This is a genomic window from Rhodococcus sp. USK10 (assembly GCF_019378875.1).
In the GTDB taxonomy this organism is placed as follows: Bacteria; Actinomycetota; Actinomycetes; order Mycobacteriales; family Mycobacteriaceae; genus Rhodococcus_F; species Rhodococcus_F pseudokoreensis.
Genome location: NZ_CP076048.1, coordinates 8,007,513 through 8,030,223, shown reverse-complemented (window position 1 = coordinate 8,030,223; position 22,711 = coordinate 8,007,513). Strand labels below are relative to the sequence as shown.

General features: G+C 68.4%; 26 protein-coding genes. 5 read left to right on the top strand and 21 right to left on the bottom strand.

What is annotated here, in order from left to right; translation table 11 throughout:
• Positions 1-16 precede the first annotated feature (16 nt).
• The 13 genes from recX to pgsA form a co-directional block, all read right to left on the bottom strand.
• The gene (gene recX, locus I1A62_RS43790; RefSeq protein WP_219458157.1) at positions 17-532 is read right to left on the bottom strand and encodes a recombination regulator RecX; all 516 of its coding nucleotides are present in this window, start codon (positions 530-532) and stop codon (positions 17-19) included.
• Between the two features lie 8 nt (positions 533-540).
• A complete protein-coding gene (gene recA / locus I1A62_RS43785) occupies positions 541-1,587 on the bottom strand; it encodes a recombinase RecA (RefSeq protein WP_087555792.1) in 1,047 nt (348 codons plus the stop codon).
• A 144-nt stretch (positions 1,588-1,731) separates the two neighbouring features.
• Positions 1,732-1,926 (bottom strand): DUF3046 domain-containing protein, encoded by a 195-nt coding sequence (locus tag I1A62_RS43780; protein ID WP_015890433.1) that lies wholly within the window; start codon positions 1,924-1,926, stop codon positions 1,732-1,734.
• A gap of 33 nt (positions 1,927-1,959) precedes the next feature.
• Positions 1,960-3,108 (bottom strand): glycosyltransferase, encoded by a 1,149-nt coding sequence (locus I1A62_RS43775; RefSeq protein WP_219458156.1) that lies wholly within the window; start codon positions 3,106-3,108, stop codon positions 1,960-1,962.
• Positions 3,109-3,135: 27 nt separating this feature from the next.
• Positions 3,136-4,680, bottom strand: coding sequence for a glycerol-3-phosphate dehydrogenase/oxidase (locus tag I1A62_RS43770; protein ID WP_219458155.1), 1,545 nt, complete (start codon positions 4,678-4,680; stop codon positions 3,136-3,138).
• The gene (locus I1A62_RS43765) at positions 4,677-5,309 is read right to left on the bottom strand and encodes a TetR/AcrR family transcriptional regulator (RefSeq protein WP_219458154.1); all 633 of its coding nucleotides are present in this window, start codon (positions 5,307-5,309) and stop codon (positions 4,677-4,679) included. Before I1A62_RS43765 ends, I1A62_RS43770 begins: the two co-directional genes overlap by 4 nt.
• 72 nt (positions 5,310-5,381) lie before the next feature.
• The gene (locus tag I1A62_RS43760; protein ID WP_124392893.1) at positions 5,382-6,098 is read right to left on the bottom strand and encodes a PIG-L deacetylase family protein; all 717 of its coding nucleotides are present in this window, start codon (positions 6,096-6,098) and stop codon (positions 5,382-5,384) included.
• A 16-nt stretch (positions 6,099-6,114) separates the two neighbouring features.
• Positions 6,115-6,291, bottom strand: coding sequence for a hypothetical protein (locus I1A62_RS43755; protein ID WP_192581895.1), 177 nt, complete (start codon positions 6,289-6,291; stop codon positions 6,115-6,117).
• 187 nt (positions 6,292-6,478) lie between these two features.
• Positions 6,479-7,309: a hypothetical protein gene (locus tag I1A62_RS43750; protein ID WP_225858159.1), complete on the bottom strand. Its 831-nt coding sequence runs from the start codon at positions 7,307-7,309 to the stop codon at positions 6,479-6,481.
• A 17-nt stretch (positions 7,310-7,326) separates the two neighbouring features.
• A complete protein-coding gene (locus tag I1A62_RS43745) occupies positions 7,327-8,157 on the bottom strand; it encodes a PspA/IM30 family protein (protein WP_124392892.1) in 831 nt (276 codons plus the stop codon).
• A 154-nt stretch (positions 8,158-8,311) separates the two neighbouring features.
• Complete coding sequence (locus tag I1A62_RS43740) at positions 8,312-8,698, bottom strand: helix-turn-helix domain-containing protein (RefSeq protein ID WP_124392891.1); 387 nt, start codon at positions 8,696-8,698, stop codon at positions 8,312-8,314.
• 71 nt (positions 8,699-8,769) lie between these two features.
• Positions 8,770-9,270, bottom strand: coding sequence for a CinA family protein (locus tag I1A62_RS43735; RefSeq protein WP_124392890.1), 501 nt, complete (start codon positions 9,268-9,270; stop codon positions 8,770-8,772).
• Complete coding sequence (pgsA, locus tag I1A62_RS43730) at positions 9,267-9,929, bottom strand: CDP-diacylglycerol--glycerol-3-phosphate 3-phosphatidyltransferase (protein WP_219458153.1); 663 nt, start codon at positions 9,927-9,929, stop codon at positions 9,267-9,269. Before pgsA ends, I1A62_RS43735 begins: the two co-directional genes overlap by 4 nt.
• Positions 9,930-10,046: 117 nt before the next feature.
• On the opposite strand from pgsA, the gene I1A62_RS43725 reads away from it, so the two are divergent.
• Positions 10,047-10,571, top strand: coding sequence for an amino-acid N-acetyltransferase (locus tag I1A62_RS43725; RefSeq protein ID WP_087555781.1), 525 nt, complete (start codon positions 10,047-10,049; stop codon positions 10,569-10,571).
• 74 nt (positions 10,572-10,645) lie between these two features.
• Positions 10,646-10,930, top strand: a complete 285-nt coding sequence (locus I1A62_RS43720; RefSeq protein WP_124392888.1) for a YciI family protein — start codon at positions 10,646-10,648, stop codon at positions 10,928-10,930.
• A gap of 42 nt (positions 10,931-10,972) precedes the next feature.
• On the opposite strand, the gene I1A62_RS43715 is transcribed toward I1A62_RS43720, so the two are convergent.
• The 6 genes from I1A62_RS43715 to thyX all read right to left on the bottom strand — a co-directional run bounded on the left by I1A62_RS43715 (position 10,973) and on the right by thyX (position 19,185).
• Positions 10,973-11,956: a TerC family protein gene (locus I1A62_RS43715; RefSeq protein WP_124392887.1), complete on the bottom strand. Its 984-nt coding sequence runs from the start codon at positions 11,954-11,956 to the stop codon at positions 10,973-10,975.
• Positions 11,957-12,165: 209 nt separating this feature from the next.
• Positions 12,166-14,778, bottom strand: coding sequence for a DNA translocase FtsK (locus I1A62_RS43710; protein WP_219458152.1), 2,613 nt, complete (start codon positions 14,776-14,778; stop codon positions 12,166-12,168).
• An 80-nt stretch (positions 14,779-14,858) separates the two neighbouring features.
• A complete protein-coding gene (locus I1A62_RS43705; protein WP_124392885.1) occupies positions 14,859-15,482 on the bottom strand; it encodes a TIGR03085 family metal-binding protein in 624 nt (207 codons plus the stop codon).
• A 25-nt stretch (positions 15,483-15,507) separates the two neighbouring features.
• On the bottom strand, positions 15,508-17,484 hold the full coding sequence (locus I1A62_RS43700; RefSeq protein WP_308340761.1) for a ribonuclease J: 1,977 nt from the start codon (positions 17,482-17,484) through the stop codon (positions 15,508-15,510).
• Positions 17,481-18,389 carry a 4-hydroxy-tetrahydrodipicolinate synthase gene (dapA, locus tag I1A62_RS43695; protein WP_124392883.1) on the bottom strand — a complete coding sequence of 303 codons (909 nt, stop codon included), beginning with the start codon at positions 18,387-18,389 and terminating at the stop codon, positions 17,481-17,483. The genes I1A62_RS43700 and dapA overlap by 4 nt, the downstream gene beginning before the upstream one ends.
• Positions 18,390-18,432: 43 nt before the next feature.
• Positions 18,433-19,185: an FAD-dependent thymidylate synthase gene (gene thyX, locus I1A62_RS43690; RefSeq protein WP_124392882.1), complete on the bottom strand. Its 753-nt coding sequence runs from the start codon at positions 19,183-19,185 to the stop codon at positions 18,433-18,435.
• Positions 19,186-19,526: 341 nt separating this feature from the next.
• On the opposite strand from thyX, the gene I1A62_RS46745 reads away from it, so the two are divergent.
• The 3 genes from I1A62_RS46745 to I1A62_RS43675 all read left to right on the top strand — a co-directional run bounded on the left by I1A62_RS46745 (position 19,527) and on the right by I1A62_RS43675 (position 20,951).
• Entirely contained in the window at positions 19,527-19,910 is a 384-nt protein-coding gene (locus I1A62_RS46745; RefSeq protein ID WP_257890690.1) for a tyrosine-protein phosphatase, read from the top strand.
• 27 nt (positions 19,911-19,937) lie between these two features.
• On the top strand, positions 19,938-20,414 hold the full coding sequence (locus tag I1A62_RS43680; RefSeq protein WP_124392881.1) for a toxin-antitoxin system HicB family antitoxin: 477 nt from the start codon (positions 19,938-19,940) through the stop codon (positions 20,412-20,414).
• Positions 20,415-20,516: 102 nt separating this feature from the next.
• Positions 20,517-20,951, top strand: coding sequence for an SRPBCC family protein (locus I1A62_RS43675; protein ID WP_015890414.1), 435 nt, complete (start codon positions 20,517-20,519; stop codon positions 20,949-20,951).
• Between the two features lie 5 nt (positions 20,952-20,956).
• Here I1A62_RS43675 and I1A62_RS43670 read toward each other — a convergent pair whose 3' ends face one another.
• Complete coding sequence (locus tag I1A62_RS43670; protein WP_219458151.1) at positions 20,957-22,189, bottom strand: winged helix-turn-helix domain-containing protein; 1,233 nt, start codon at positions 22,187-22,189, stop codon at positions 20,957-20,959.
• A 46-nt stretch (positions 22,190-22,235) separates the two neighbouring features.
• Positions 22,236-22,694 (bottom strand): flavodoxin family protein, encoded by a 459-nt coding sequence (locus I1A62_RS43665; protein ID WP_160101486.1) that lies wholly within the window; start codon positions 22,692-22,694, stop codon positions 22,236-22,238.
• Positions 22,695-22,711 lie beyond the last annotated feature (17 nt).

Below are 22,711 nucleotides of genomic sequence, written 5' to 3'. Positions count from 1 at the left end.
TCAGGCAGTGTCCGAGTCAGGTCTCGTCCAACAGGCCGTCGGTCTCCGCGCCGGCACGGTCGAGTTGCTCCTTGACGACCTCGAACGCCATGCCCTGGGGGAACCCGCGACGCGCCAGCATGGACACCAGCCGGCGGACCGCCCGGTCACGATCGTCCGCCGACACGGTGCGCAGTTTCTTCGCGACCAGTTCGGTGGCTCGCGCTCGTTCGTCTTCGCTGTCGATCTGAGCGAGCGCCTCGGTGGCGTCTTCCTGACCGATGCCCTTGCGGCGCAGTTCCAGTGCGAGCGCACGTTTCCCCTTGCCGGAGTACGTGTGCCGCGAATGCACCCACTGCTGGGCGAAGTCGGCATCGTTGACCAGCCCGACCTCGGTGAGCCGATCCAGTACACGCTCGGCGATGTCGGCCGAGTACCCCTTCTTCGCCAGACGGTCGGACAACTCCGCTCGACTCCGGGCACGGTCCGTCAGGAGACGCAGGCACAAATCCTTGGCCTGCGTCTCCGTTCCACCTTCGCCCGTGGGACGCACGGCAGCGCCTAGAATTCGACCGGTGCGGCGTCGTCCGTAGCAGCAGCAGTGACGTCGGCGCCGATTCCGAGCTTTTCCTTGATTTTCTTCTCGATCTCGTCCCGGATGTCGGTGTTCTCCAACAGGAACTTGCGGGCGTTCTCCTTGCCCTGCCCCAGCTGGTCGCCTTCGTAGGTGTACCAGGAACCCGACTTGCGAATGAACCCGTGCTCGACACCCATGTCGATCAGCGAGCCTTCCTTGCTGATTCCCTGGCCGTAGAGGATGTCGAACTCGGCCTGCTTGAACGGCGGCGCGACCTTGTTCTTGACCACCTTGACGCGGGTGCGGTTACCCACCGCGTCGGTGCCGTCCTTCAGGGTCTCGATCCGCCGCACGTCGAGGCGCACGGACGAGTAGAACTTCAACGCCTTACCACCGGTGGTGGTTTCGGGGGAACCGAACATGACGCCGATCTTCTCGCGCAGCTGGTTGATGAAGATCGCGGTGGTGCCGGAGTTGCTGAGCGCGCCGGTCATCTTACGAAGCGCCTGGCTCATCAGACGTGCCTGCAGACCCACGTGGCTGTCGCCCATCTCGCCCTCGATCTCGGCGCGCGGGACGAGAGCGGCCACGGAGTCGACGACGAGGATGTCGAGGGCGCCGGAGCGGATCAGCATGTCAGCGATCTCGAGCGCCTGCTCACCGGTGTCGGGCTGCGACACCAGCAGTGCGTCGGTGTCGACGCCGAGCTTCTGGGCGTAGTCGGGGTCGAGCGCGTGCTCGGCGTCGATGAACGCGGCGATGCCGCCGGCCGCCTGGGCGTTGGCGACCGCGTGCAGAGCGACGGTGGTCTTACCCGAGGACTCCGGGCCGTAGATCTCGACGACACGGCCGCGGGGCAGCCCGCCGATGCCGAGGGCGACGTCCAGCGCGATGGAACCGGTCGGGATGACGGCGATGGGCTGACGGACACCTTCGCCCAGGCGCATCACCGAGCCCTTGCCGAAGTTCTTGTCGATCTGCGCCAGCGCGAGGTCGAGCGCCTTGTCTCGATCGTGTGCCTGTGGTGCCATCGTCGTCCCCATTCTCGAGTCTCATCAGTGATCTGCGGTCAGGTTAGATCCAGGTACCGACAAGAACCGTGACCACCGAACATCTCCAGCATAGGGGAACATGTGTTCGATTGGCACGACCGGCCCGTTCGACACGCCGGATTTCTACCGGCGCTGCGGTGGGACGTCGAACTCGGCGCACAGTTCACGCCACACCTCGCGGGGTTCCCGGCCGTCCTCGATGGCCTCGGCGGCGGTCTTGCCCCCGAGGCTGAGCAGCACGTGGTCGACGAGTAGTGCGTCGCCGCGCATCTGCCCGAACTCTTCGCGGACGAGTTCGTGAAATTCTGTCAGTCGCACGCTTCCACGCTAGCCGAACCCCGGGCGGCGCTCTCACCGCAGCGCGTCGCGGCACACCTCCACCGGATCCGCCACGTCCGCGGCGCTCCGCGCGGCCCGCTGCGCGGCCTCCGCGTGCGCGCCGTTCGAGAGCACCTGGTCGACCGCCGCACGGAGCGCCTCGGCGCTCGGGGGACGCACCACGACGGCACTCCCCTGCCGCGCGGCGCGATTCGCGAGTTCCCACTGATCGCCGCCGCCGGGGACCACCACCGCCGGGACACCCGCGAGCAGGGCCTTCGCCAGCATCCCGTGCCCCCCGCCGCAGACGACGGCGGAGGCCTCGCGGAGCATCGCGTCCTGACGGCCGAGACCCGCTCGCACCCAGGGCGGGACCGCAGCCGACGATCCGTCCAGTATCGACGCGATCACGCGGACGCCGGCCCCGCCGAGCCCGGCGAGCGTCGTCTCGAGCATGCCCTCGGCACCGGTGAACGCGGTCGACGGAGCCACCATGACCAGCGGATCGGTGCCGTCCGGCGGCTCGAGCACCTCGTTCGTCGGTTCCCACAGCAGCGGCCCGACCACGTGCGCCTCGGCGGGCCAGTCCGGTCTCGGTACCTCGAGCGCGGGGAGCGTCGCGATCAGCCGGCGCACCGGTCCCGGATCCTTCGCCGGCAACCCGACGCCGACGCGGGCTTCGGAGCGCTGCCGCTCGCCCTGCCGGATCGACCGCGCCGTCGCGGCCCGCATGAGCGTGTCTCGGGCCCGACCGCGGATTCCCACCCCCGGAGCCAACCCGCTTCCGATGGGCGGCAATCCCCGGGACGCCGCGTACAGCGGGTGCGGGGACAACTCGACCCAGGGGATCCCCAGCCGCTCCGCCGCCATGCCGCCACCTGCGGTGAGGATGTCCGAGACCACGAGATCGGGTCCCATCGCGCGCAGGTCGGGAAGCAACTCTGTGGAGATGTGCGCGGCGCGGGCGTGGATGCGCGCGCCCGCATCGAGGTCGTCGTCCGTCGGTCGGGGGGCGAGACCTTTCAGCAACTCGGCAGGCACACCCGCCGCCCGCGCGGGCTCCACCCACCGGGCGCCGGTGAACAGGACCGGTTCGTCCCCGGCCTCGATGAAGGCGAGGCACAACGCCAGGGCGGGAAAGGCATGTCCGGGATCAGGCCCGGCGACCACGGCGACTCGCACGAAGCACAGGGTGTCACACGGCCCGCGTCACCGTTTCTCGAACACGGCTTCCGCGGCGGCGAGAGACCGCGCACGGTCGGCGGGGACGAGGCCGATCCGGGTGCGACGGTCGAGGAGGTCGTCGACGTCGAGTGCGCCCTCGTGGGTCACCGCGAACTCGAACTCGGCGCGGGTCACATCCACGCCCTCGGCGATCGGAGCCAGCAGTTCGGGGTCGGCCGCGGCGATCAGCGCCGCCTCCGTTCCGTAGCGGGCGAGCAGCGCCGGCGGGGCCGAAACCTGCCGCAGCGCTTCGGGAGTCGCGGCGCCGACGAGCGGGAGGGCGCGCGTCCGGCAGGGGCGCGCGTCCAGTCCTGCCGCCGCCACCGCGGCGTCGACGGCGTCTTCCGCCATCTTCCGGTACGTGGTCAGCTTGCCGCCCACCACACTGACCAGACCGGCGTCCGAGCGGAGGACGGCGTGGTTGCGCGAGAGGTCGGCGGTCGATCCGTCGCCGGTGTCGAGCAGCGGTCGCAGTCCGGCGAACGTGCCGAGGACGTCCGAACGCCGCAACGGCACTTCGAGTGCGGTGTTGACCGTGTCGAGCAGGAAGTCGATCTCCTGCTCCGACGCTTCCGGAACGTCGGGGACGGGTCCCGGCGCCGCCTCGTCGGTCAGGCCGAGGTACACGCGGCCCAGCTGTGCGGGCAGCGCGAAGACGAAGCGATTGGTCTCACCGGGGATCGGAACCGTGAGCGCCGCCGTCGGGTTCCCGAGCCGTTCCGCCGGCAGGACCAGATGCGTTCCGCGACTGGGCCGCAGCGTGATCGACGGATCGATCTCACCCGACCACACGCCTGCCGCGTTGACCACGGCGCGCGCGGTGATCGACAGCTCCGAGCCGGTCAGTTCGTCGCGCAGGGTCGCGGATGTCCCGGTCACGTCGTAGGCGCCCGTCCGGGTGAGCACCTTCGCGCCGTGGAGCGCGGCGGTGCGCGCGAGGGACACCACGAGCCTGGCGTCGTCGACCAACTGGCCGTCGAATGCCATCAGACCGCCCCGCAGACCGTCCCGGCGCACAGCGGGGGCCAGTTCGACCACCCGGTCCGCCCGGACCCTCCGCGATCGCGGCAGGACCGCCGACGGTGTGCGAGCGCTCGCACGGAGCAGGTCACCGGCCAGGAATCCCGTGCGGACGAGGGACTTTCCGAACAGCGTCGTGGAATCGAGGACGGGGACGAGCTGTGGCAGCGCCCGGACGAGGTGGGGCGCGGTGCGGGTCATGAGGATTCCGCGTTCGACCGCACTCTCGCGGGCGATGCCGACGTTGCCCGACGCCAGGTACCGCAATCCGCCGTGGGCAAGTTTCGAACTCCACCGGCTGGTCCCGAACGCGAGGTCCCGCTTCTCCACGAGCACGACGTCGAGGCCGCGTGACGCCGCATCGAGCGCGACACCCACGCCGGTCACCCCGCCGCCGATCACCAGGACGTCGACGCGTGCGCCGTCCGACAGCTGGTCGAGCTCGCGTGTCCGTCGTGCGGCGTTCAGCGCCGACGAGCGGCTCGCGGGCGGCGTGCTGGAGTGGGTCACCGGTCTCCTCGATCTGTCGAGTGGGTGTCGGCTGCGTCGGGTGCCAGATAGGCGCCGACGGCGTGCCGGAGTTGTTCGGTCAGGGCGTCGCCGGGAAGTTCCTCGGCGACCATCACGGCCGACTGGACCGCGGACTGTGCGATCAGCAGCACCATGGTGGCGATCTGACGGCTGTGCCCCGCGCGGATCGAGCCCTGGTCCTGCCCCGCCGACACCGCGGCCGAGACCTGGTCGATGATCGCCCGCTGGCTGGTACCGAGCCGCTCTAGGATGTAGGTGGTGAACAGTTCCTGATCCGAGCGCAGGATCTTCACGAACAGCGGATGGTCACGCACCTCGGTGGACACGCGAACCACGGCGTCGACCAGTTGGCGGTGAACCGATTCCTCGGTGGAGAATTCGGGCATCACCGCAGCGATCTCGCGGGTCATGAGATCGGCGACCACCGCCCTGGTGTCCGACCAGCGCCGGTAGACGGTCGGCCTGCTGACGCCGGCCCTCCGCGCGACCTCCGCGAGGGTGGTGCGGCGCAGTCCGAAATCGAGGATGCACGAGCGTGCGGCGTCGAGGATGGAGTCTTCGACGCTCGCTGAGGTGTCGTCACGCGACGGTGGATTACGAATAGACATTGTATGTAACACCGTAACGCATGAATGCCCCGCCGGCACCATCCCGCGCATCGTCGCGATCGCTTCGCGAACTCAGCCGACGTAGTAGAGCTCGAACCCCACCGCGCGTTCGGCGTCGAATCCCGGTTCCGGCCCGGTCACCATCTCGACCTGCGCCCGTGCCTGCTGCCCCACTGGCACGTCGCTGAGCGCCTCCAGGTAGTGGACGTGCTCGGCCAGGGAGAGCACCGCCCGATCCACCGTGTGGGTGACGTCCACGGCGTGGGTGGGGGTCATCGTGTGGACCGCCACCCACCGGACTCCGCGCCACGGCGGCAATCCCGACTCCCCCAGTTCGGGGAAGATCCATTCGTTCGCGGCGTCCGCGGTGGCGTCGAGGACGGCTCGCCCGAGAGCGCGGTGGTCCGCACTGTTCAGCTGCCCCGGCCCCCAGGTGTCGCCGAAGTTCGCCGTGACCACGAGATCCGGGCGATGACGACGGATCGCCGTGGCGAGGTCGCGTCGGAGCGCGAGACTCTCGACGAGAGTGCCGTCGGGGTAACCGAGGAACTCGACGTCGGTCACCCCCACCACGGCCGCGGAGCGCCGTTCCTCCGCCTCCCGCAGCGGGCCCGACTCCGTCGGGTGCAGGCCCGCGATCCCGGCCTCTCCGCTGGTGGCGAGCACGTAGCGGATGTCCTTGCCCTGCCCGGTCCAGCGCGCCACGGCCGCCGCTGCGCCGTATTCGATGTCGTCGGGGTGCGCGACCACGACGAGCCCACGATGCCAGTCCTCCGGTACCGGTTCCATGGGTAGAGCATGCCCGTCAGCTACGCGTGATGTCCGATTTCTCGCCGGTTCCCGACATCGCCTTGATCAACAGGTACACACCGAACACGACGGCGCTGACGACGAGAATCCAGAACAGGCCCTTGACGAGGGCACCGACCACTGCGAGGGCGATCCAGATCGCCGCGACAGCCAGAACAATCTTCCAGAACATGGTTTCCTCCACTCACGTCTCCCCGATCGATTTCTGCGCCCGACGTCCGGTCGACCCCATGTATCGGGTACGCACACCAGCCTGGCACGCCGGCTCGGGTAAATCACCAGGTCAACGTAAAGATCAGGGAAAGATCAGGGTTCTCCCCCACACAAGGTCCCAGAGTTTCTCGCGTCGGTCGACCGGGTCAGCGGTAGCGGCGAACGATGTCGTCGATCTCGCCGAGGGCCGCCGCGAGGCCGGCGAGTTTTTCGGTCGCCGACACGAGTTCCGCGCGTTCGTAGGCGAGTTCGCCGACGGCACTCGCCGTTCCGGGCACGGCGACCTCGGCGGCAGCGGCCACCAGTTCTTCGAACTGCTCGACGCCGTCTCCGAGTTGCCCGGCGGCCGAGGCGATCGCCCGGTGGAGCGGCGCTGCCGCGGCCCGGCTGCCCTGGGCGGCGTCCTCCATGGACGTGATGTCGAGGGCTACCGCCTGCAACGCGGCTGCCGCGGAGCGGGCCGTGGAACGGGTGTCCTCGATGTCCTCGGCGCTGATGGTCCCGGACCGGGACAGCACGCCGAGGATGCCGTGCAGTGCTCGTTCGTTGTGCACGAGCCTCTCCATCGGCTCGCGGGCCGCCGAGGACGGCGCCGGAAGCACCCGGCGGGCAGGCAGACCCGGCGGCAGGGTCACGGCGTCGAGCTTGCGGTAACGGCTGACGGCCAGCAGCGCGGGAACCGCGAACACGACCGCGCCGCCACCGGCCATCAGCATCGACCACTCCGGCGCAGCCATCAGCGCGAGACCGGCGGCGCCGGTGGCCGAGGATCCGGACACGATGCCGTAGCGCTTCGCGCGACGCCGGGCCCGCCGCTTCTTGCGCAGGAGACGTTCACGAGGGTCGCGCCACCGCTGCGCCGCGTCCGCAACGGACTCACCGGCCTCGCGCAGTGCGCCCTGGATCCCGGCGAGCCCGGACACGACAGTGGCCGACCGGACTGCACGTCCAGGTCGGCCACGTCGGGTGGAACTCATGCTCACAGGCGATTCGGTTACTGCGCCGTGCCGGTCTGGCCCGCGGCCGGCGGCTGCTTGTCGAGGTTCGGGTTGGCGGCGGGGGTCGCCGGTGCGCCTGCGGCACCGCCGGAGGGCAGGGCATCACCCTTCATGGAGGCCCGGATCTGCTCGAGCCGGCTGTGTCCGGCCATCTGGATGCTCGCCTGCTGCACTTCCATCATGCGGCCCGACACCGAGTTCTGCGCCAACTCTGCGGAACCGAGGGCATCGGCGTACCGCCGCTCGATCTTGTCGCGCACAGCATCGAGGCTGGGTGTGTTGCCGGGAGCGGAGAGTGTGCTGTCCATCGAGCGCAGCGACTCGCTGACCCGTTCCTGCATCTTGGCCTGCTCCAGCTGGCTGAGCAGCTTGGTGCGTTCCGCGACCTTGGCCTGCAGGGCCATCGCGTTCTGCTCTACGGCCTTCTTCGCCTGGGCAGCTGCCTGCAGCGACTGGTCGTGCAGTGCCTTGAGGTCCTCGACGCCCTGCTCGGCGGTGACGAGCTGCGCGGCGAACGCCTCGGCGGCGTTGGTGTACTGGATGGCCTTCTCGGTGTCGCCGGCGGCCTGCGCCTGGTCTGCCAGGTTGACGGCCTGACGGGCGTTGGCGTTGAGCTTCTCCACCTCGTCGAGCTGTCGGCTGAGCTTCATCTCGAGCTGGCGTTGGTTGCCGATGACAGACGCGGCCTGCTGAGACAGGGCCTGGTGCTGACGCTGCGCATCCTCGATCGCCTGCTGAATCTGAACCTTGGGGTCAGCCTTCTCATCGATCTTGGAATTGAAGAGCGCCATCAGGTACTTCCATCCCTTGACGAAAGGATTAGCCATGGGTTTGATCCTGCCTCCATCTGTTGCGCCGCGCGATGCGCGACCCGATACGCGACCGTCACGCACCGGAACAAGGGCTGCGCCCCGACTACCTGGCTCACCCGCCGACGAGATCGGCGGTTGACTGAAATCTATCGGTTCGGCACGGGTGTTGCTATGCGGCAGCCAGCGCCTGCGCGGGTGCAGGGATGACCACCCGGGTGTCGCGGGCGATGGTCGTCGAACCCGGTCGTGCGCTCGCGGCAGGGGCCTCTGCGGGCGTCGATTCGACCGCGTGCCGCTCGGTGTCCGCACGCTTGGCCGTAGACCCGTCGGACAGCGATTCGCTGACGTCGACGAGCACGTCGGACAGTGGGACCGCCAGCGCGTCGCAGATCGCCGCCAGGAGCTCACTCGAGGCTTCCTTGCGCCCTCGTTCGACCTCGGACAAGTACCCGAGGCTCACACGAGCACTGTTGGAGACCTCACGCAGGGTCCGGCTCTGCGAAACGCGCGTACGCCGAAGACTGTCACCGATTGCCTCACGCAATAGCAGCGCCATCTCGCTCCTCCTTCATCCGTCACCTGTCTCGCCTATCTCAACGCGCGAACAGGACCGATTGGTTCCCGACCTTAGCCTGCGGATGTTTCCTGCACACGATCGAGGAGTCCCGACACGGCGGCGGAAACCGCAGATTTACGGATATGCCACCGGTCGCCGGACAATCCGAGCTCGAGGACCGACGTTCCGGCCGTCCCGGAAATGCTCAGGAACACCGTGCCCACAGGATGTCCGTCCTGCGTGTCGGGGCCGGCGACACCCGTCAATCCGACGCCCCAGTCGGCGCCGCAGCGGTCGCGGGCACCGTCCGCCAGTGCGTGTGCCGTGGACGCCGCCACCGGCCCGTCCTCCGCCAGCCGGGTGGGATCCACCCCGGCGAGGGTGGCCTTCAGGTCGGTGGCGTAGACGACGAGTCCGCCGCGGAGCACGTTGCTCGCGCCGGGCACACCGGCGATGGTCGCGGTGAGCAGTCCCGCGGTGAGCGATTCCGCGGTCGCGACGGTCTCGCCGCGAGCAGTGAGCACGGCGACGAGGTCGGCGGCCCTCGTACCGTCCACCAGCGGGTCGGTCACGCGCCGGTGCTCGCGTTCGCCTCGACCTTGTGTACCCCGGCCCGAAGGCGGGCGGCCTGCACGACGTAGTCCAGCCCGGTGACGACGGTCAGCAGCACGGCCGCACCCATCAGCACCCATCCGAGGATGTCGAATCCGTCCGGCAGCGGCAGCAGGTAGAAACCGATCGCGATCGTCTGGACGAGAGTCTTGAGCTTGCCGCCCCGGCCCGCGGGAATGACGGCGTGCCGCAGGACCGCGAACCGGAGCAGGGTGATGCCCAGTTCCCGGACCGCGATCACCGCGGTCACCCACCAGGGCAGGTCCCCGAGAATCGACAGCCCCACGAGCGCGGCACCGATCAGCGCCTTGTCCGCGATGGGGTCGGCGAGCTTGCCGAAATCGGTGACGAGGCCGTACTTGCGGGCGAGTTGCCCGTCGATCCGGTCGGTGATGGCGGCGACGGCGAACACACCGGTGGCGATCAGGCGCCACGTCGTCGAGTGTCCGTCGCCGACGAACAGCACGATCAGGAAGACGGGGACCAGCAGGATCCGGAGGATCGTCAGGATGTTCGCGATGTTCAGCAGTGGTACGGCCGTCTCACTCGCGGGCTCGACCGACGGATCCGGGGCCGCCGGAGCGTCGGCGGCCGTCCATTCCTCACGTTGCGCGCTCATCGGAGCACCGCAGCGTCGAACTGCACCCCGGGACGCGGCGGGGAGTGGGAGGGATTCGTAGGTCGTACCGGCACGTGCCTAAGAATATCGGTACGGCCGTTGGCTAATGTTCACGACATGACTTCTCGGACGCCGGACACCGCCGACAATCAGCTGATCGTGCGGCGAGCACGAACCTCCGACGTTCCCGAGATCAAGCGTCTGATCGACATCTACTCCGGCAAGATCCTGCTCGAGAAGAACCTCGTGACCCTGTACGAATCCGTTCAGGAGTTCTGGGTGGCCGAACGCGACGGCAACGTGATCGGTTGTGGCGCAATGCACGTGCTGTGGGGGGACCTCGGCGAGGTACGCACGATCGCGGTCGATCCGTCGGCCAAGGGCCAGGGTGCCGGCCATCATGTGGTGGCCAAGTTGATCGAGGTCGCGCGGGAACTCGAACTCGAGCGTCTGTTCGTTCTCACGTTCGAGGTCGACTTCTTCGGCAAGCACGGATTCGTCGAGATCGACGGCACACCCGTCACCGCCGAGGTGTACGCGGAGATGTGCCGTTCGTACGACACCGGTGTCGCCGAGTTCCTCGACCTGAGCTACGTCAAGCCGAACACCCTCGGCAACACCCGAATGCTTCTCACCCTCTGAAATCCCAGTGCGTGAGACAGATGGAGCCTGATCCCATCTTTTGTCAGATGTACCCGTCCCGAGAGAGCGAGAACATGTCCCTGTTCGTAGTGGAGTACACGTATTCGGCCGATACCGTCGCCGGACGCGACGAGCATCGCCCCGCCCACCGGGAGTGGCTCGGTGAACTGGCCGAGCAGAAGACCGTCGTGTCGTCCGGCCCGTTCGCCGACGGCAGCGGCGCGTTCATCCTCGTCGACGCCGCCGACGCGGCGGCCGTGGAACAGCTCTTCACCAACGACCCGTTCGCCCGTAACGGCCTCGTGACGGCCACCCGGATCGTCGAATGGGTTCCGGTACTCGGCGCATTCAGCTCCTGAACCGCCGAGCACCGGACCCCTCGAGCACGACGCCCGGCGAAGCTACTTCGCCGGCGTCGTGTTCCGCGTCTTGAGGAGGCTGGCGACGGTCGTCACTGCCAGCACACCGATGATGACGGCGAGCGAGAACACCGTCGACACCTCCGGCACGGCCACGTGCTCCCCGCCGTTGATGAAGCCCAGCGTGTTCTCGTGCAGAGCGTGCAGAACCAGCTTGATGCCGATGAAGGCCAGGATGATCGACAGGCCATACGACAGGTACACCAGGCGATCCAGCAGGCCGCCGATCAGGAAGTACAGCTGACGCAGACCCATCAGCGCGAACGCATTCGCCGTGAACACCAGGTACGGCTCCTGGGTGAGCCCGTAGATCGCGGGGATCGAGTCGAGCGCGAACAGCACGTCGGTGAATCCGATGGCGACCAGCGCGAGCAGCAGCGGCGTCACGACGCGCTTGCCGTTGATCCGCGTGACGAGCCTGTCGCCGTCGTAGGTGTCCGTGGTGGGGAGGATCTTCTTCGCGATGGCCACGATCTTGCTGTCGCGTTCCTCCTCCACCTCCTTCTCGTGCCCGTGATCACGCACCAGCGTGTACGCGGTGTAGATGAGGAACGCGCCGAACAGGTAGAACACCCAGCTGTAGGCGTTGATCGCCGCGGCGCCGACGCCGATGAAGATTCCGCGCATCACCAGCGCCATCACGATGCCGATCAGCAGCACCTTCTGCTGGTACTCCCGTGGCACCGCGAACGTGCCCATGATGATGACGAACACGAAGAGGTTGTCGACCGACAACGCCTTCTCGGTGACGTAGCCGGCGAAATACTCGCCGCCGTACTGACTTCCCCACAGCCACATCACGATCAGGCCGAAGAGGATGGCGACGCCGATGTAGACCGACGACCAGAACGCCGACTCACGGAACGTGGGGGCGTGCGGGGTGCGCACGTGAGCGAAGAAGTCGAACACGAACAGTCCGAGAATCACCACACAGGTGATGACCCAGACCAGCGGTGACACATGCATTTACACAGACCTCCGGTAGACCTAGCGGGTACCGGAGGTCTCTCCCGCCGCACCGGAATCACTGCCCGAGCGACTGACAGCCCCGGATCGGCAATGGTGCCGATCGTGTTGACGATGCTGTCACAGAAGTGGGGATACTCCCCTCCAATTCGGTCACCATTCAACCACAGTGCGCGCGAACCGCACATTTCGGACACGCGCAGCGGGTGTCATTCCTGGTCGGACGGCGCCTCGTCCGGGTCGCCGCCGCGGATCGACCACAGCAGGCCGTCCAGTTCCTCGGGCTTGATGAGGACCTCGCGGGCCTTCGAGCCCTCGCTGGGGCCCACCACTCCCCTGGTCTCCATCAGGTCCATCAGCCGGCCCGCCTTCGCGAATCCGACCCGCAACTTGCGCTGCAACATCGACGTGGACCCGAACTGGCTGGAGACGACGAGTTCCACCGCCTGCAGCAGCACGTCCATGTCGTCGCCGATGTCGGGGTCGACGTCCTTCTTCTCCCCGACCTTTGCGGCGGTGACGCCGTCGGTGTACTCCGGCTCCGCCTGGTTCTTGCTGAAATCGACGACGGCGGAAATCTCTTCGTCGGTGATGAACGCACCCTGCAGGCGGGTCGGCTTGCCCGCGCCCATCGGCAGGAACAGCCCGTCACCCATACCGATCAGCTTCTCGGCGCCTGGCTGGTCCAGGATGACCCGGGAGTCGGTCAGGGACGATGTCGCGAAGGCCAGCCGCGACGGCACGTTGGTCTTGATCAGACCCGTCACGACGTCCACCGAGGGCCTCTGGGTGGCCAGCACGAGGTGGATGCCGGCGGCGCGGGCCTTCTGGGTGATGCGGACGATCGCGTCCTCGACGTCGCGCGGTGCGGTCATCATGAGGTCCGCGAGTTCGTCGACGATGGCGAGGATGTACGGGTACGGCCGGTAGACCCGTTCACTGCCGAGCGGCGCCGTGATCTCACCCGACTTCACCTTGGAGTTGAAGTCGTCGATGTGGCGCACCCGGTTGGCCTGCATGTCCTGGTAGCGCTGTTCCATCTCCTCCACCAGCCAGGCCAGCGCGGCGGCGGCCTTCTTCGGCTGGGTGATGATGGGCGTGATGAGGTGCGGAATGCCCTCGTACGGCGTCAACTCCACCATCTTGGGGTCGATGAGGATCATCCGCACCTCGTCGGGTGTGGCGCGGGACAGCAGCGACACCAGCATCGAGTTCACGAAGCTCGACTTACCGGACCCGGTGGACCCGGCCACCAGCAGGTGCGGCATCTTCGCGAGATTGGCGCTGACGAAGTGGCCCTCGATGTCCTTGCCGAGACCGATCACCAGCGGATGGTGGTCCTTGCGGGTGCTCGGGGCAGTGAGCACGTCGGCGAGGCGCACCATCTCGCGGTCGGAGTTGGGCACCTCGATACCGACGGCGGACTTGCCGGGGATCGGCGCGAGCAGGCGCACGTTGTCGGTGGCGACGGCGTACGCGATGTTGCGGGCGAGCGCGGTGATCTTCTCGACCTTCACACCCGGGCCGAGTTCCACCTCGTAGCGGGTGACGGTCGGGCCGCGGGTGAATCCGGTGACGGCGGCGTCGATCTTGAACTGTTCGAGGACCTCGGTGATGGCCTCGATCATCGCGTCGTTGGCCGAACTGCGCATCTTCGGCGGATCGCCATCGATGAGCAGGGACGTCGGCGGCAGTGTGTAGTCGCCCTCGACCACCCGGTCGGTGACGAACTTGTCGACGTCGGGCAGGGGTTCCGGCTTCGGGGCGACGACGGGCTTGGCCTTGGCGCGCGCCGGTTTCGGGGCCGGGGCTGGGACGGGTTCCGCGGCGGGCTCGGTCTCCCACAGCCTGAGCACCTCCGTCTTCGCGGTGTCGCCGACGTCGTACTCGTCGGTGGGATAGTTGTCGGCCGGCGCACCCCGGACCCCGCTCTTGTAGTCGTCGACGGGGTAGCCGTCGGCGTCGAACAGGGTGGGGTCGTACTCGCCGTCCTCGTAGTACTCGCTGTCGTAGTCGGCGTAATGGTCGCGGCCGAACGACGTTCCGAAGTACGACTGCAGTTTGCCGGGCACCTCGCGGATCGTGGTCCCGGTCAGGAGCAGGACGCCGAACAGTGTCGCCATCAGCAGCAGCGGCGCGGCGAGCCACACGGTGATGCCGTCGGTCAGGGGACCGCCCGCCGCATACCCGACGAAACCGGCGCCGCGGGCCCTGCCGTCGGCGTCGGTGGGCGAACCGGTCGCGATGTGCCACAGGCCGAGAACCGGCAGACCGACCAGCAGCGACCCCAGCACCAGCCTCGGCCGGATCTCGGGTTTCGGCTCGGTGCGCATCAGGATCACCGCGACGGCGACACCGATCAGGGGCAGGACGGCGGACGCCCCGCCGAACACGGCGCGGACTCCGGTCTCGATCCATTCGCCCACCGGACCGCCCGCGGAGAACCAGATTCCGCCGGCGACGACGACGCTGATCGCGATCAGTCCGAGGGCGATGCCGTCGCGCCGGTGGCCCTGCTCGATCTCGGCCGCCTTTCCTACGGTGCGGGTGGTGGCCCCGACGCCCTTCGCCACGAGCGACCAGCCGGCGCCGATCCCCCGGCCCACCGACTTCAGCGGAACGGATGCGGACGCCTTCTGCGCGGCGGGCCTCCGGGCTCCGCCGCGGGAGCCGCCGCCACGCGGCGACTTGGAATCTCGCGGAGCGCTGACCGTGCGGGTCGTGCGGGACTTGGGCTTGGACGACGTGGCCGAGCCGCCTCGCACGCCCGTCCTCGCCGTGGACGTAGTGCTCGAACCGCGGGCGCTCGCCTTACCTGCCATGGCTCTCAGATTAGTCGCTACGGCACCTTCCGGACCATCCGCAACACCCGTAACAGCGGCAGAGCTGCGTCGAAATGGCCTCAGAACCCTCGGCCGAGGGAGGTCACGGCCTCGATGTCGGCGGCCTCACCCTCGGTCTCGATCCGCACCTGATTCCGGCCGAACGCGTGCAGGGCGAGTTCCGACGGTTCCCCCCGCAGGATCACCCGGCCGGTGCCGGCGGTGCGGACGGTGGCCTGCTCCCCGGACGGCCGCTCGAGCACCACCGTCACCGGGGCGTGCCGGTAGCCGAGTTTGCCGACCTTGCGCGCCAGACCCCACAGCGCGTCCTGACGCTCGCCGGGCAGCACGCGCGGCTCCCATCCGTCGTGGGCGCGGCGCACGTCCTCGTGATGAACGAACATCTCCCCCAGGTTCACCTGCGCGTCCACCCAGTACATCGGCGACCACCTCGGCGGACCCGATCGGACCTCGTCCAGCAACCGGCTCCACGGACGTGTCGCCGTCTCGTTCTGGACGCGTTCGGTGTACCCGGCGAGCAGGCCCACGACGATGCCGGGGGCAGCGTCGAGGCGCCGTTCGCGCACGATCAGGTGGGCGGCCAGATCCCGGTTGGTCCACGTCCCGCAGAGGGTCGGGGCGTCGGGACCGAATTCGGCCATCGAGTCGACGAGGGCGAGGCGTTCATCTCGGGCGAAGGTCACCCGACCGAATGTACCTGTCGGAGAACTACTTGCCCTCCGCCGACGGCACCGCGATGACGGTCGGGACGATCATCGGCCGGCGACGGTACTTGTCGGCCACCCATCGGCCGACGACGCGCCGGATCGCCTGGGCGATGCGGTGAGCGTCGTTGATGCCTTCGGTGGCCAGTCGCAGCAGCTCCGCCTCGACCAACTGCGCCGCATCCTTGAGGGCCGTCGGGTCGTCGGAGAATCCGCGTCCGGACACCTCGGGAGTGCTGACCGCACGGCCCGTGTGGTCGTCGATGACGACGTTGATGGCGATGAACCCGCCCTCACCGAGGACCAGCCGGTCCGACAGCGTGGAGTCGCCGACGTCGCCGACGGACAGTCCGTCGACGTAGACGTGCCCGACGGGAACCTGCCCGACGATCTCGGCGAGTCCGTCGACCATGTCGACCACCACACCGTCCTCGGCCAGCACGATCCGCTCCTCCGGCACACCGGTGGCCTTCGCCAGGGCGGCGTTGGCGCGCAGGTGGCGCCATTCGCCGTGGACCGGCATCGCATTGGTGGGCCGGACCGCGTTGTACAGGTACAGAAGCTCGCCCGCCGAGGCGTGACCGGAGACGTGCACCTTCGCGCTCTGCTGGGTGACGACGGTGGCGCCGCGCTTGGCGAGGCCGTTGACGACGGCGAACACGGAGTTCTCGTTGCCGGGGATCAGCGACGAGGCCAGCACGACGAGGTCGTTGGCCCGGATGTTGATCTGCCGGTGCTCGCCGCGGGCCATCCGCGACAGCGCCGACAGCGGTTCACCCTGCGAGCCGGTGGAGATGAGGACGAGCCGGTCGTCGGGAAGGTTGGCCGCGGTGTCGATGTCGACGACCAGACCGTCCGGCACGCTCAGATATCCGAGGTCCTGCGCGATCTGCATGTTGCGGACCATCGACCGGCCCACGAACGCGACGCGCCGGTTGTACCGGTGGGCGACGTCGACGACCTGCTGGATGCGGTGCACGTGGCTGGCGAACGACGCCACGATCACGCGTTGCCGGGCCTTGCCGATGACGTTGTCGAGCACTCCCCCGATCTCACGTTCGGGGGTGACGAATCCGGGCACCTCGGCGTTGGTCGAGTCGACGAGGAACAGGTCGACGCCCTCGTCGCCGAGACGGGAGAAGCCTGCGAGGTCGGTGAGCCTGCCGTCGAGCGGCAACTGGTCGAGCTTGATGTCGCCGGTGTGCAGCACGACGCCGGCGTCGGTCCGGATCGCCACGGCGATGGCGTCGGGGATCGAGTGGTTGACGGCGAAGTACTCGCACTCGAACGGGCCGTGTTCGGTGCGCTGCCCCTCGACGACCTCGACGAGGTTGGGGCGCTGGCGGTGCTCACGGCACTTGGCCGCGACGAGCGCGAGCGTGAACCGCGAACCCACGACCGGCAGATCCGGGCGCAGGCGCAGCAGGAACGGGATGGCGCCGATGTGGTCCTCGTGGCCGTGCGTGAGGACGACGGCCTCGACGTCGTCCATGCGGTCCTCGATGTGCCGGAAGTCCGGGAGGATCAGGTCGACACCCGGCTGCTGGTCTTCCGGGAACAGCACACCGCAGTCGACGATGAGCAGCTTGCCCTGGTGCTCGAAGACGGTCATGTTGCGACCGATCTCGCCGATGCCGCCGAGAGCCACCACCCGCAGACCCTTGAACGGGGCCTTCGGCGGGGCGCCGAGCCGAGCCGTCGGATCGACTGCGGCCGGTCGCGTGTCCTGACGCTTGTTGCCGCCGCCGCGACGGCCTGAGCGTGACGACGATTTGTTGGCGGCGCCCCCCTTCGTGGACGAGGCCTTCACGGGCGCAGACTTGGCCTGCTCCGACTTCGGGGCACTCGGCTCGTCGGCAACAACGGGCGCCGACTTCGGCTGTTCCGCAGCGACGGTCGCCGACTTCGTCGGCTCGCTCGCTGTGGGGGAAGGGGGACCTGCCTGGCGGCTGGCGCTGCGACGACGAGGCGGTCGGGTCACGCGAGCACCCCCGCAGCGTGCAGATCGGCGGCCAGGAGATCGATCTGATCGTGCGTGGGCGCCACCTGCGGCAACCGGGGTTCGCCGACGTCGAGGCCGATCAGGCGCAGCCCCGCCTTCGACGCGCTCACGCCGCCGAGACGCGCCACCGAGCGGATGACCGGGATGAGGCTGAGGTTGATGGCGCGGGCACGGGCGATGTCCCCGGCCGCGAAGGCGGTGTGCAGTTCACGCAGCCGGCCGGGCACGAGGTGCCCGATGACGCTGACGAATCCCGTCGCGCCCACCGACAGCCACGGCAGGTTGAGCGGATCGTCCCCCGAGTAGAACTGGAGGTCCGTGGTGCCGATCAGTTCGGCGCCCGCGTTGAGGTCGCCCTTGGCGTCCTTGACCGCGACGATGCGCGGGTTCTCGGCGAGACGCCGGATGGTCTCCGTCTCGATGGGGACCACGGAGCGGGGTGGAATGTCGTAGAGCATGACCGGAAGGTCGGTGGCATTGGCGACGGCGGTGAAGTGCGCGAACAGTCCGGCCTGCGGCGGACGCGAGTAGTAGGGCGTGACGACGAGGAGGCCCTGCGCGCCCGCGCGAGCGGCATCACGGGCGAGTTCGACGCTGTGCGCGGTGTCGTTGCTGCCCGCGCCGGCGATGATCTTCGCGCGGTTGCCCACCGCGTCGATGACCGCCCGGAGCAGCTCGAGCTTCTCGTTTTCGGTGGTCGTCGGCGACTCACCGGTCGTGCCGGCGAGCACGAGGGAGTCGCACCCGTTGTCGACGAGGTACGCCGCGAGGCGGACACCGGCGTCGACGTCCAGCTTTCCGTCCGAGGTGAACGGCGTCACCATCGCTGTGGACACGGTGCCGAACGGACGCTCGACTGGAGAAGCGGAATCACCGTAGGTCATGGTCAGAAGGCTACCCGGTGACCCAGGTACTTTTGCACACCAGTCACGCGTCGGCGGAAAACGTGCTCCTCGCCACCTCCGTGCCGTCGCCCCAGTCCAGTACCTCGAAGTCGCCGAAGACATTCGGTGCGGCCGCTTGCAGCTGCCTCAGGCACTCGACCGCGACACGGCGAATCTCCACGTCGGCGTGCTCGGTGGCCCGCATGGAGACGAAGTGCCGCCAGGCCCGGTAATTGCCGGTAACCACCACCCGGGTCTCCGTCGCGTTGGGCAGGACGGCCCTCGCGGCCTGCCTCGCCTGCTTGTTGCGCAGCGGCACGCTGGACGTGTCGGCCAGCTTCGATTCGAGGGCCTCGAGCAGTTCGCCGTACGCCGTCCGGCTGGCGTCGGTGGCCTTCGCGAACAGCTCCTCGAGTTCCGGGTCGCCGGCGATCGCCGGCGGGACGACGACCTTCCCGTCGTTCTCCCGCACGAAGCGCTGGGACAGCTGTGAGTAGGAGAAGTGGCGGTGCCGGATCAGCTCGTGGGTGCAGGACCGGGAGATGCCGGTGATGTAGAAGCTGACGGTGCCGTGTTCGAGGACCGACTCGTGCCCTACCTCGAGCAGATGGCGCAGGTAGCCGGCGTTGGTCGCGGTGCGGGGGTTGGGTTTGGACCAGCTCTGGTAGCACGCCCGGCCCGCGAATTCCGCCAGCGCTTCACCGCCGTCGGCGTCGGTCTCCCACGGGATGTCCGCCGGTGGAAAGAACTCCGTCTTCGCGACGAGTTGCACCCTGAGCGGCACGGTCTGCGGCACTGCGCTGATCCTCCTACCGAACTCCTGTCGGGAGTCCCTCCTGAATGCATCGACCCTAGTCGCAGCGCCGGCGGGGGGCGCGGCGTGCCCCGGCCCGGCTCCCGTGCGTTCAGCCGCGCGTGCCAGTCTCGTCTCGCCCACAGTTTCGTGGTGCTCTGGGTCCGCGAGGGAGACTTTCCTGTGCAGTACCGCAGTGGCCGCGCACGCCGCGCCGTCGTGATCGCAGTTCTCGGGGCGGCAGTTCTCGGGGCCACTCCCCCCCGCCGGACCGGCTTCCGGCCGGAGCGGACGGACACTGGTACGACGTTCTGGGGCAGTCGCCGATCACCACCCTGGTCGACATGCCCGCCGCCTACCGCGCCTTCGTGACGGGCCCGGGGGCGAACGAGGCGTTCTCTGCGGTTCTGCACGACATCGCGAAATCGGACGGCGCGACGATCTATCACTGCAGCGCGGGCAAGGATCGCACTGGGTGGGCGACGGCCGTGCTGCTCACCGTCCTGGGAGTCCCGCGCGAGACGGTGAACGCGGACTATCTGCTCAGTAACACCTATCGCGGCGCCGACCCGGAACATCCGGGGTTGGACGGTGTCGACCAGGCCTGGCTCGACAGCGCCTTCGACACGGCCGTCGCCACATACGGCAGCTTCGACGCGTACGTGTCGGAGGGACTGAAACTGTCCGACGGTGACATCACCAAACTGAAGTCACGACTCCTTGACTGACGTCACTTTTGACGTCATGCTGGCGTCATGGACCTCGGCATCTACGTCTCCCGGCTGCGAGACGACCTGAACGCAGCGGCCGCACTCGGCGACGAGCAGACTCGGGCGACCGCTGCGGCGCTCGCCGCCGCGGTCGAACCCGCCGCGCGCCTGCTCCTCCTCTCGGCGCTCACCGACTTTGCCGGCGAGGTGTCTTCCGAACTCGGCAATCGCACCGTCGGTGTGCGCCTGGACGGCAGCGAGGTGGCGGTCGACGTGCACCGCACCCCCGCCCAGCCCGGGCCTGACGGCGAACGCACCGCCACCGCCGAGGATCTCGGTGCCGCCTTCGATGACGTCACCGGTGACATCAGCCGCGTCACCCTCCGCCTCATGGATCAGATCAAGTCGAAGGCCGAGGAGGCCGCCTCCCAGAACGGGGTGTCGCTCAATTCCTGGGTGTCGCAAGCCGTCCAGGGCGCACTCAAGGACCAGATGCGCCGGAACGGGAGAGGCGATTTCTGAGTGCCGGTGCACTCACTCCACGCGCCCGTCGACGGCGGTGATGTAATTACGTCGCATCAGCCACACGGTGAGAGTCGCCACGGGCTCGAAGGAGCGAAGAACATGGCCGTTTCCGGCGTCAAGGAATTCGAGATCAAGGCCGATCCGGCCACGGTGATGGCCGCGATCGCTGCGGTGGATCGCCTGCCCGAGTGGTCCTCGGCCCACAAGTCGGTCACCATCGAGAGCACACACGACGACGGCCGCCCCCACCGAGTCCGGATGAGTGTCTCCATCCTCGGGATCAGCGACGAGCAGGTCGTCGACTACACGTTCGAGGGCGACAACACGGTGTCGTGGCACCTCGTCGAGAGCGGCCAGCAGAACGCTCAGGACGGGTCGTACGTCCTCACCGAGTCCGGCGCAGGCACCAAGGTGACGTTCGAGTTGACGGTCGACCCGAAGATTCCGCTGCCGGGGTTCCTCGTGAAGAAGGCGCAGAAGACGGCGCTCGAGACCGCGAGCAAGGGCCTGACGAAGTTCGTCGAGAGCCTGTAGACCCTCTACTCTCCTCGCGGCCGCGACGCCTCGGCCGCGAGGAGGGCACCGAGGTTGCCGCGATCGTCCACCCGGACGTCGTCCAGGCCCAACCACGTTGCCATTCTTCGCAGTTCCGGAACCAGCGCCTCCACCACGCGCCCCGGACTCCGGTCGGGTTCGACGAACGCGGATCGCACTTCGAGCGTTCCCGACGCGCGGTCGGCCTTGAGATCGACCCTCGCGACCAGTTCACCGTTCAGCAGGAACGGGAAGACGTAGTAGCCGTGGACACGTTTGTGCGCGGGGGTATAGATCTCGAGGCGGTACCGGAAGTCGAATACCCGCTCGGTGCGGGGACGGCAGAAGACCAGCGGATCGAACGGACACAGCAGCGCCGCCCCCTCCACCTTGCGGGGAACCCGGACGTCGCGGTGGACGAATGCCGGTGCCTCCCAGCCCCGGACCCCGACCCGTTCGAGCACTCCGTCCTCGACGAGGTCCTCGACGGCCGCGGCGCTCTGCGCCGGCGACAGCCGGTAGTAGTCGCGCAGATCGGGTTCGGTGGCCACACCGAGGGCCCGCGCGGACCGCTGCACCAGGCCACGGACGGCGTCCTCCTCCGAAACATTGTCGGCGAGGACCGCTTTCGGCAGGACCCGTTCGGTGAGGTCGTAGTGACGGGTGAAGGCGACGCGCTTGTCGACCGCCAGCGCGCCGGACGCGAACAACTGCTCGCACACCACTTTGGTGTCGCTGCGATCCCACCACGGACCCTTGCGGTCGGGCCGGTCGACCTCGAGGTGTTTCTCCACGTCGCCCGCGCTGCACGCACCGACGGCGCCGATCACGTCGAGCACGTCGGCGGCGAGCGTGGGATTGCGGTCGAGTACCCGGGATTCGCCGGACCAGCGTCCGTGTCGGTACCGGTGCATCCGCCAGCGCAGCAGGGGCCAGTCCTCGACCGGGATGAACGCCGCCTCGTGCGCCCAGTACTCCGCCAGCATGCGGGGCGCGCGGGTGGAATGCGACCACGCCGCCGAATCGACCAGCCCGCGGTCGTACACCCCGAGGCGACTGAACAGCGGGACGTAGTGGGCGCGCACAGCCACCGACACCGAGTCGATCTGGAACAACCGCACGCGGTCGAGAACCGATCGGACGTGCCTGCGCGTCGGTGCACCGGCCGGCTTCCGGTCGGCGAACCCCTGCGCCCAGAGCGCCGATCTCCGGGCAGCGGCGGCGGTCATCTCACGCATGCCCGAAGCATGCCATCGGCCACCGACACAGTCGACGGCGACGCGGTCAGGCGTCCTCGGCCAACGTGACCGCCACCGTCGCACCGAGTTCGTACAACCGCTCCCGCGCGCTCGCGTCGAGGGATCCGGTCAGTTCCAGGATCTCGGCGACCTGGGTGAGCGCCAGCCCGGTCACGATCTTCTGCACCGACTTCACGGCCCCGGCGGTGTCGTTGTTGCCGTGCACCCAGAGTCCGTAGGGACGTCCGGCGACCGCGTCGAGGCACGGGTAGTAGACGGTGTCGAAGAAGTGCTTCAGCGCACCGGACATGTAGCCGAAGTTGGCGGAGGTCCCGAACAGGAATCCGTCGGCTTCGAGGACGTCGGGGACGGTCGCGCCGAGTGCGGGGATCGACTTCACCTCGACCCCGTCGATGTCGGGGTCCCGGGCGCCTTTCAGCACGGCTTCGAGGCACTCACGGGTCACCGGCGACGGCGTGTGGTGGACGACGAGTAGCGACTTCACAGTCGTCAGCGTACGAC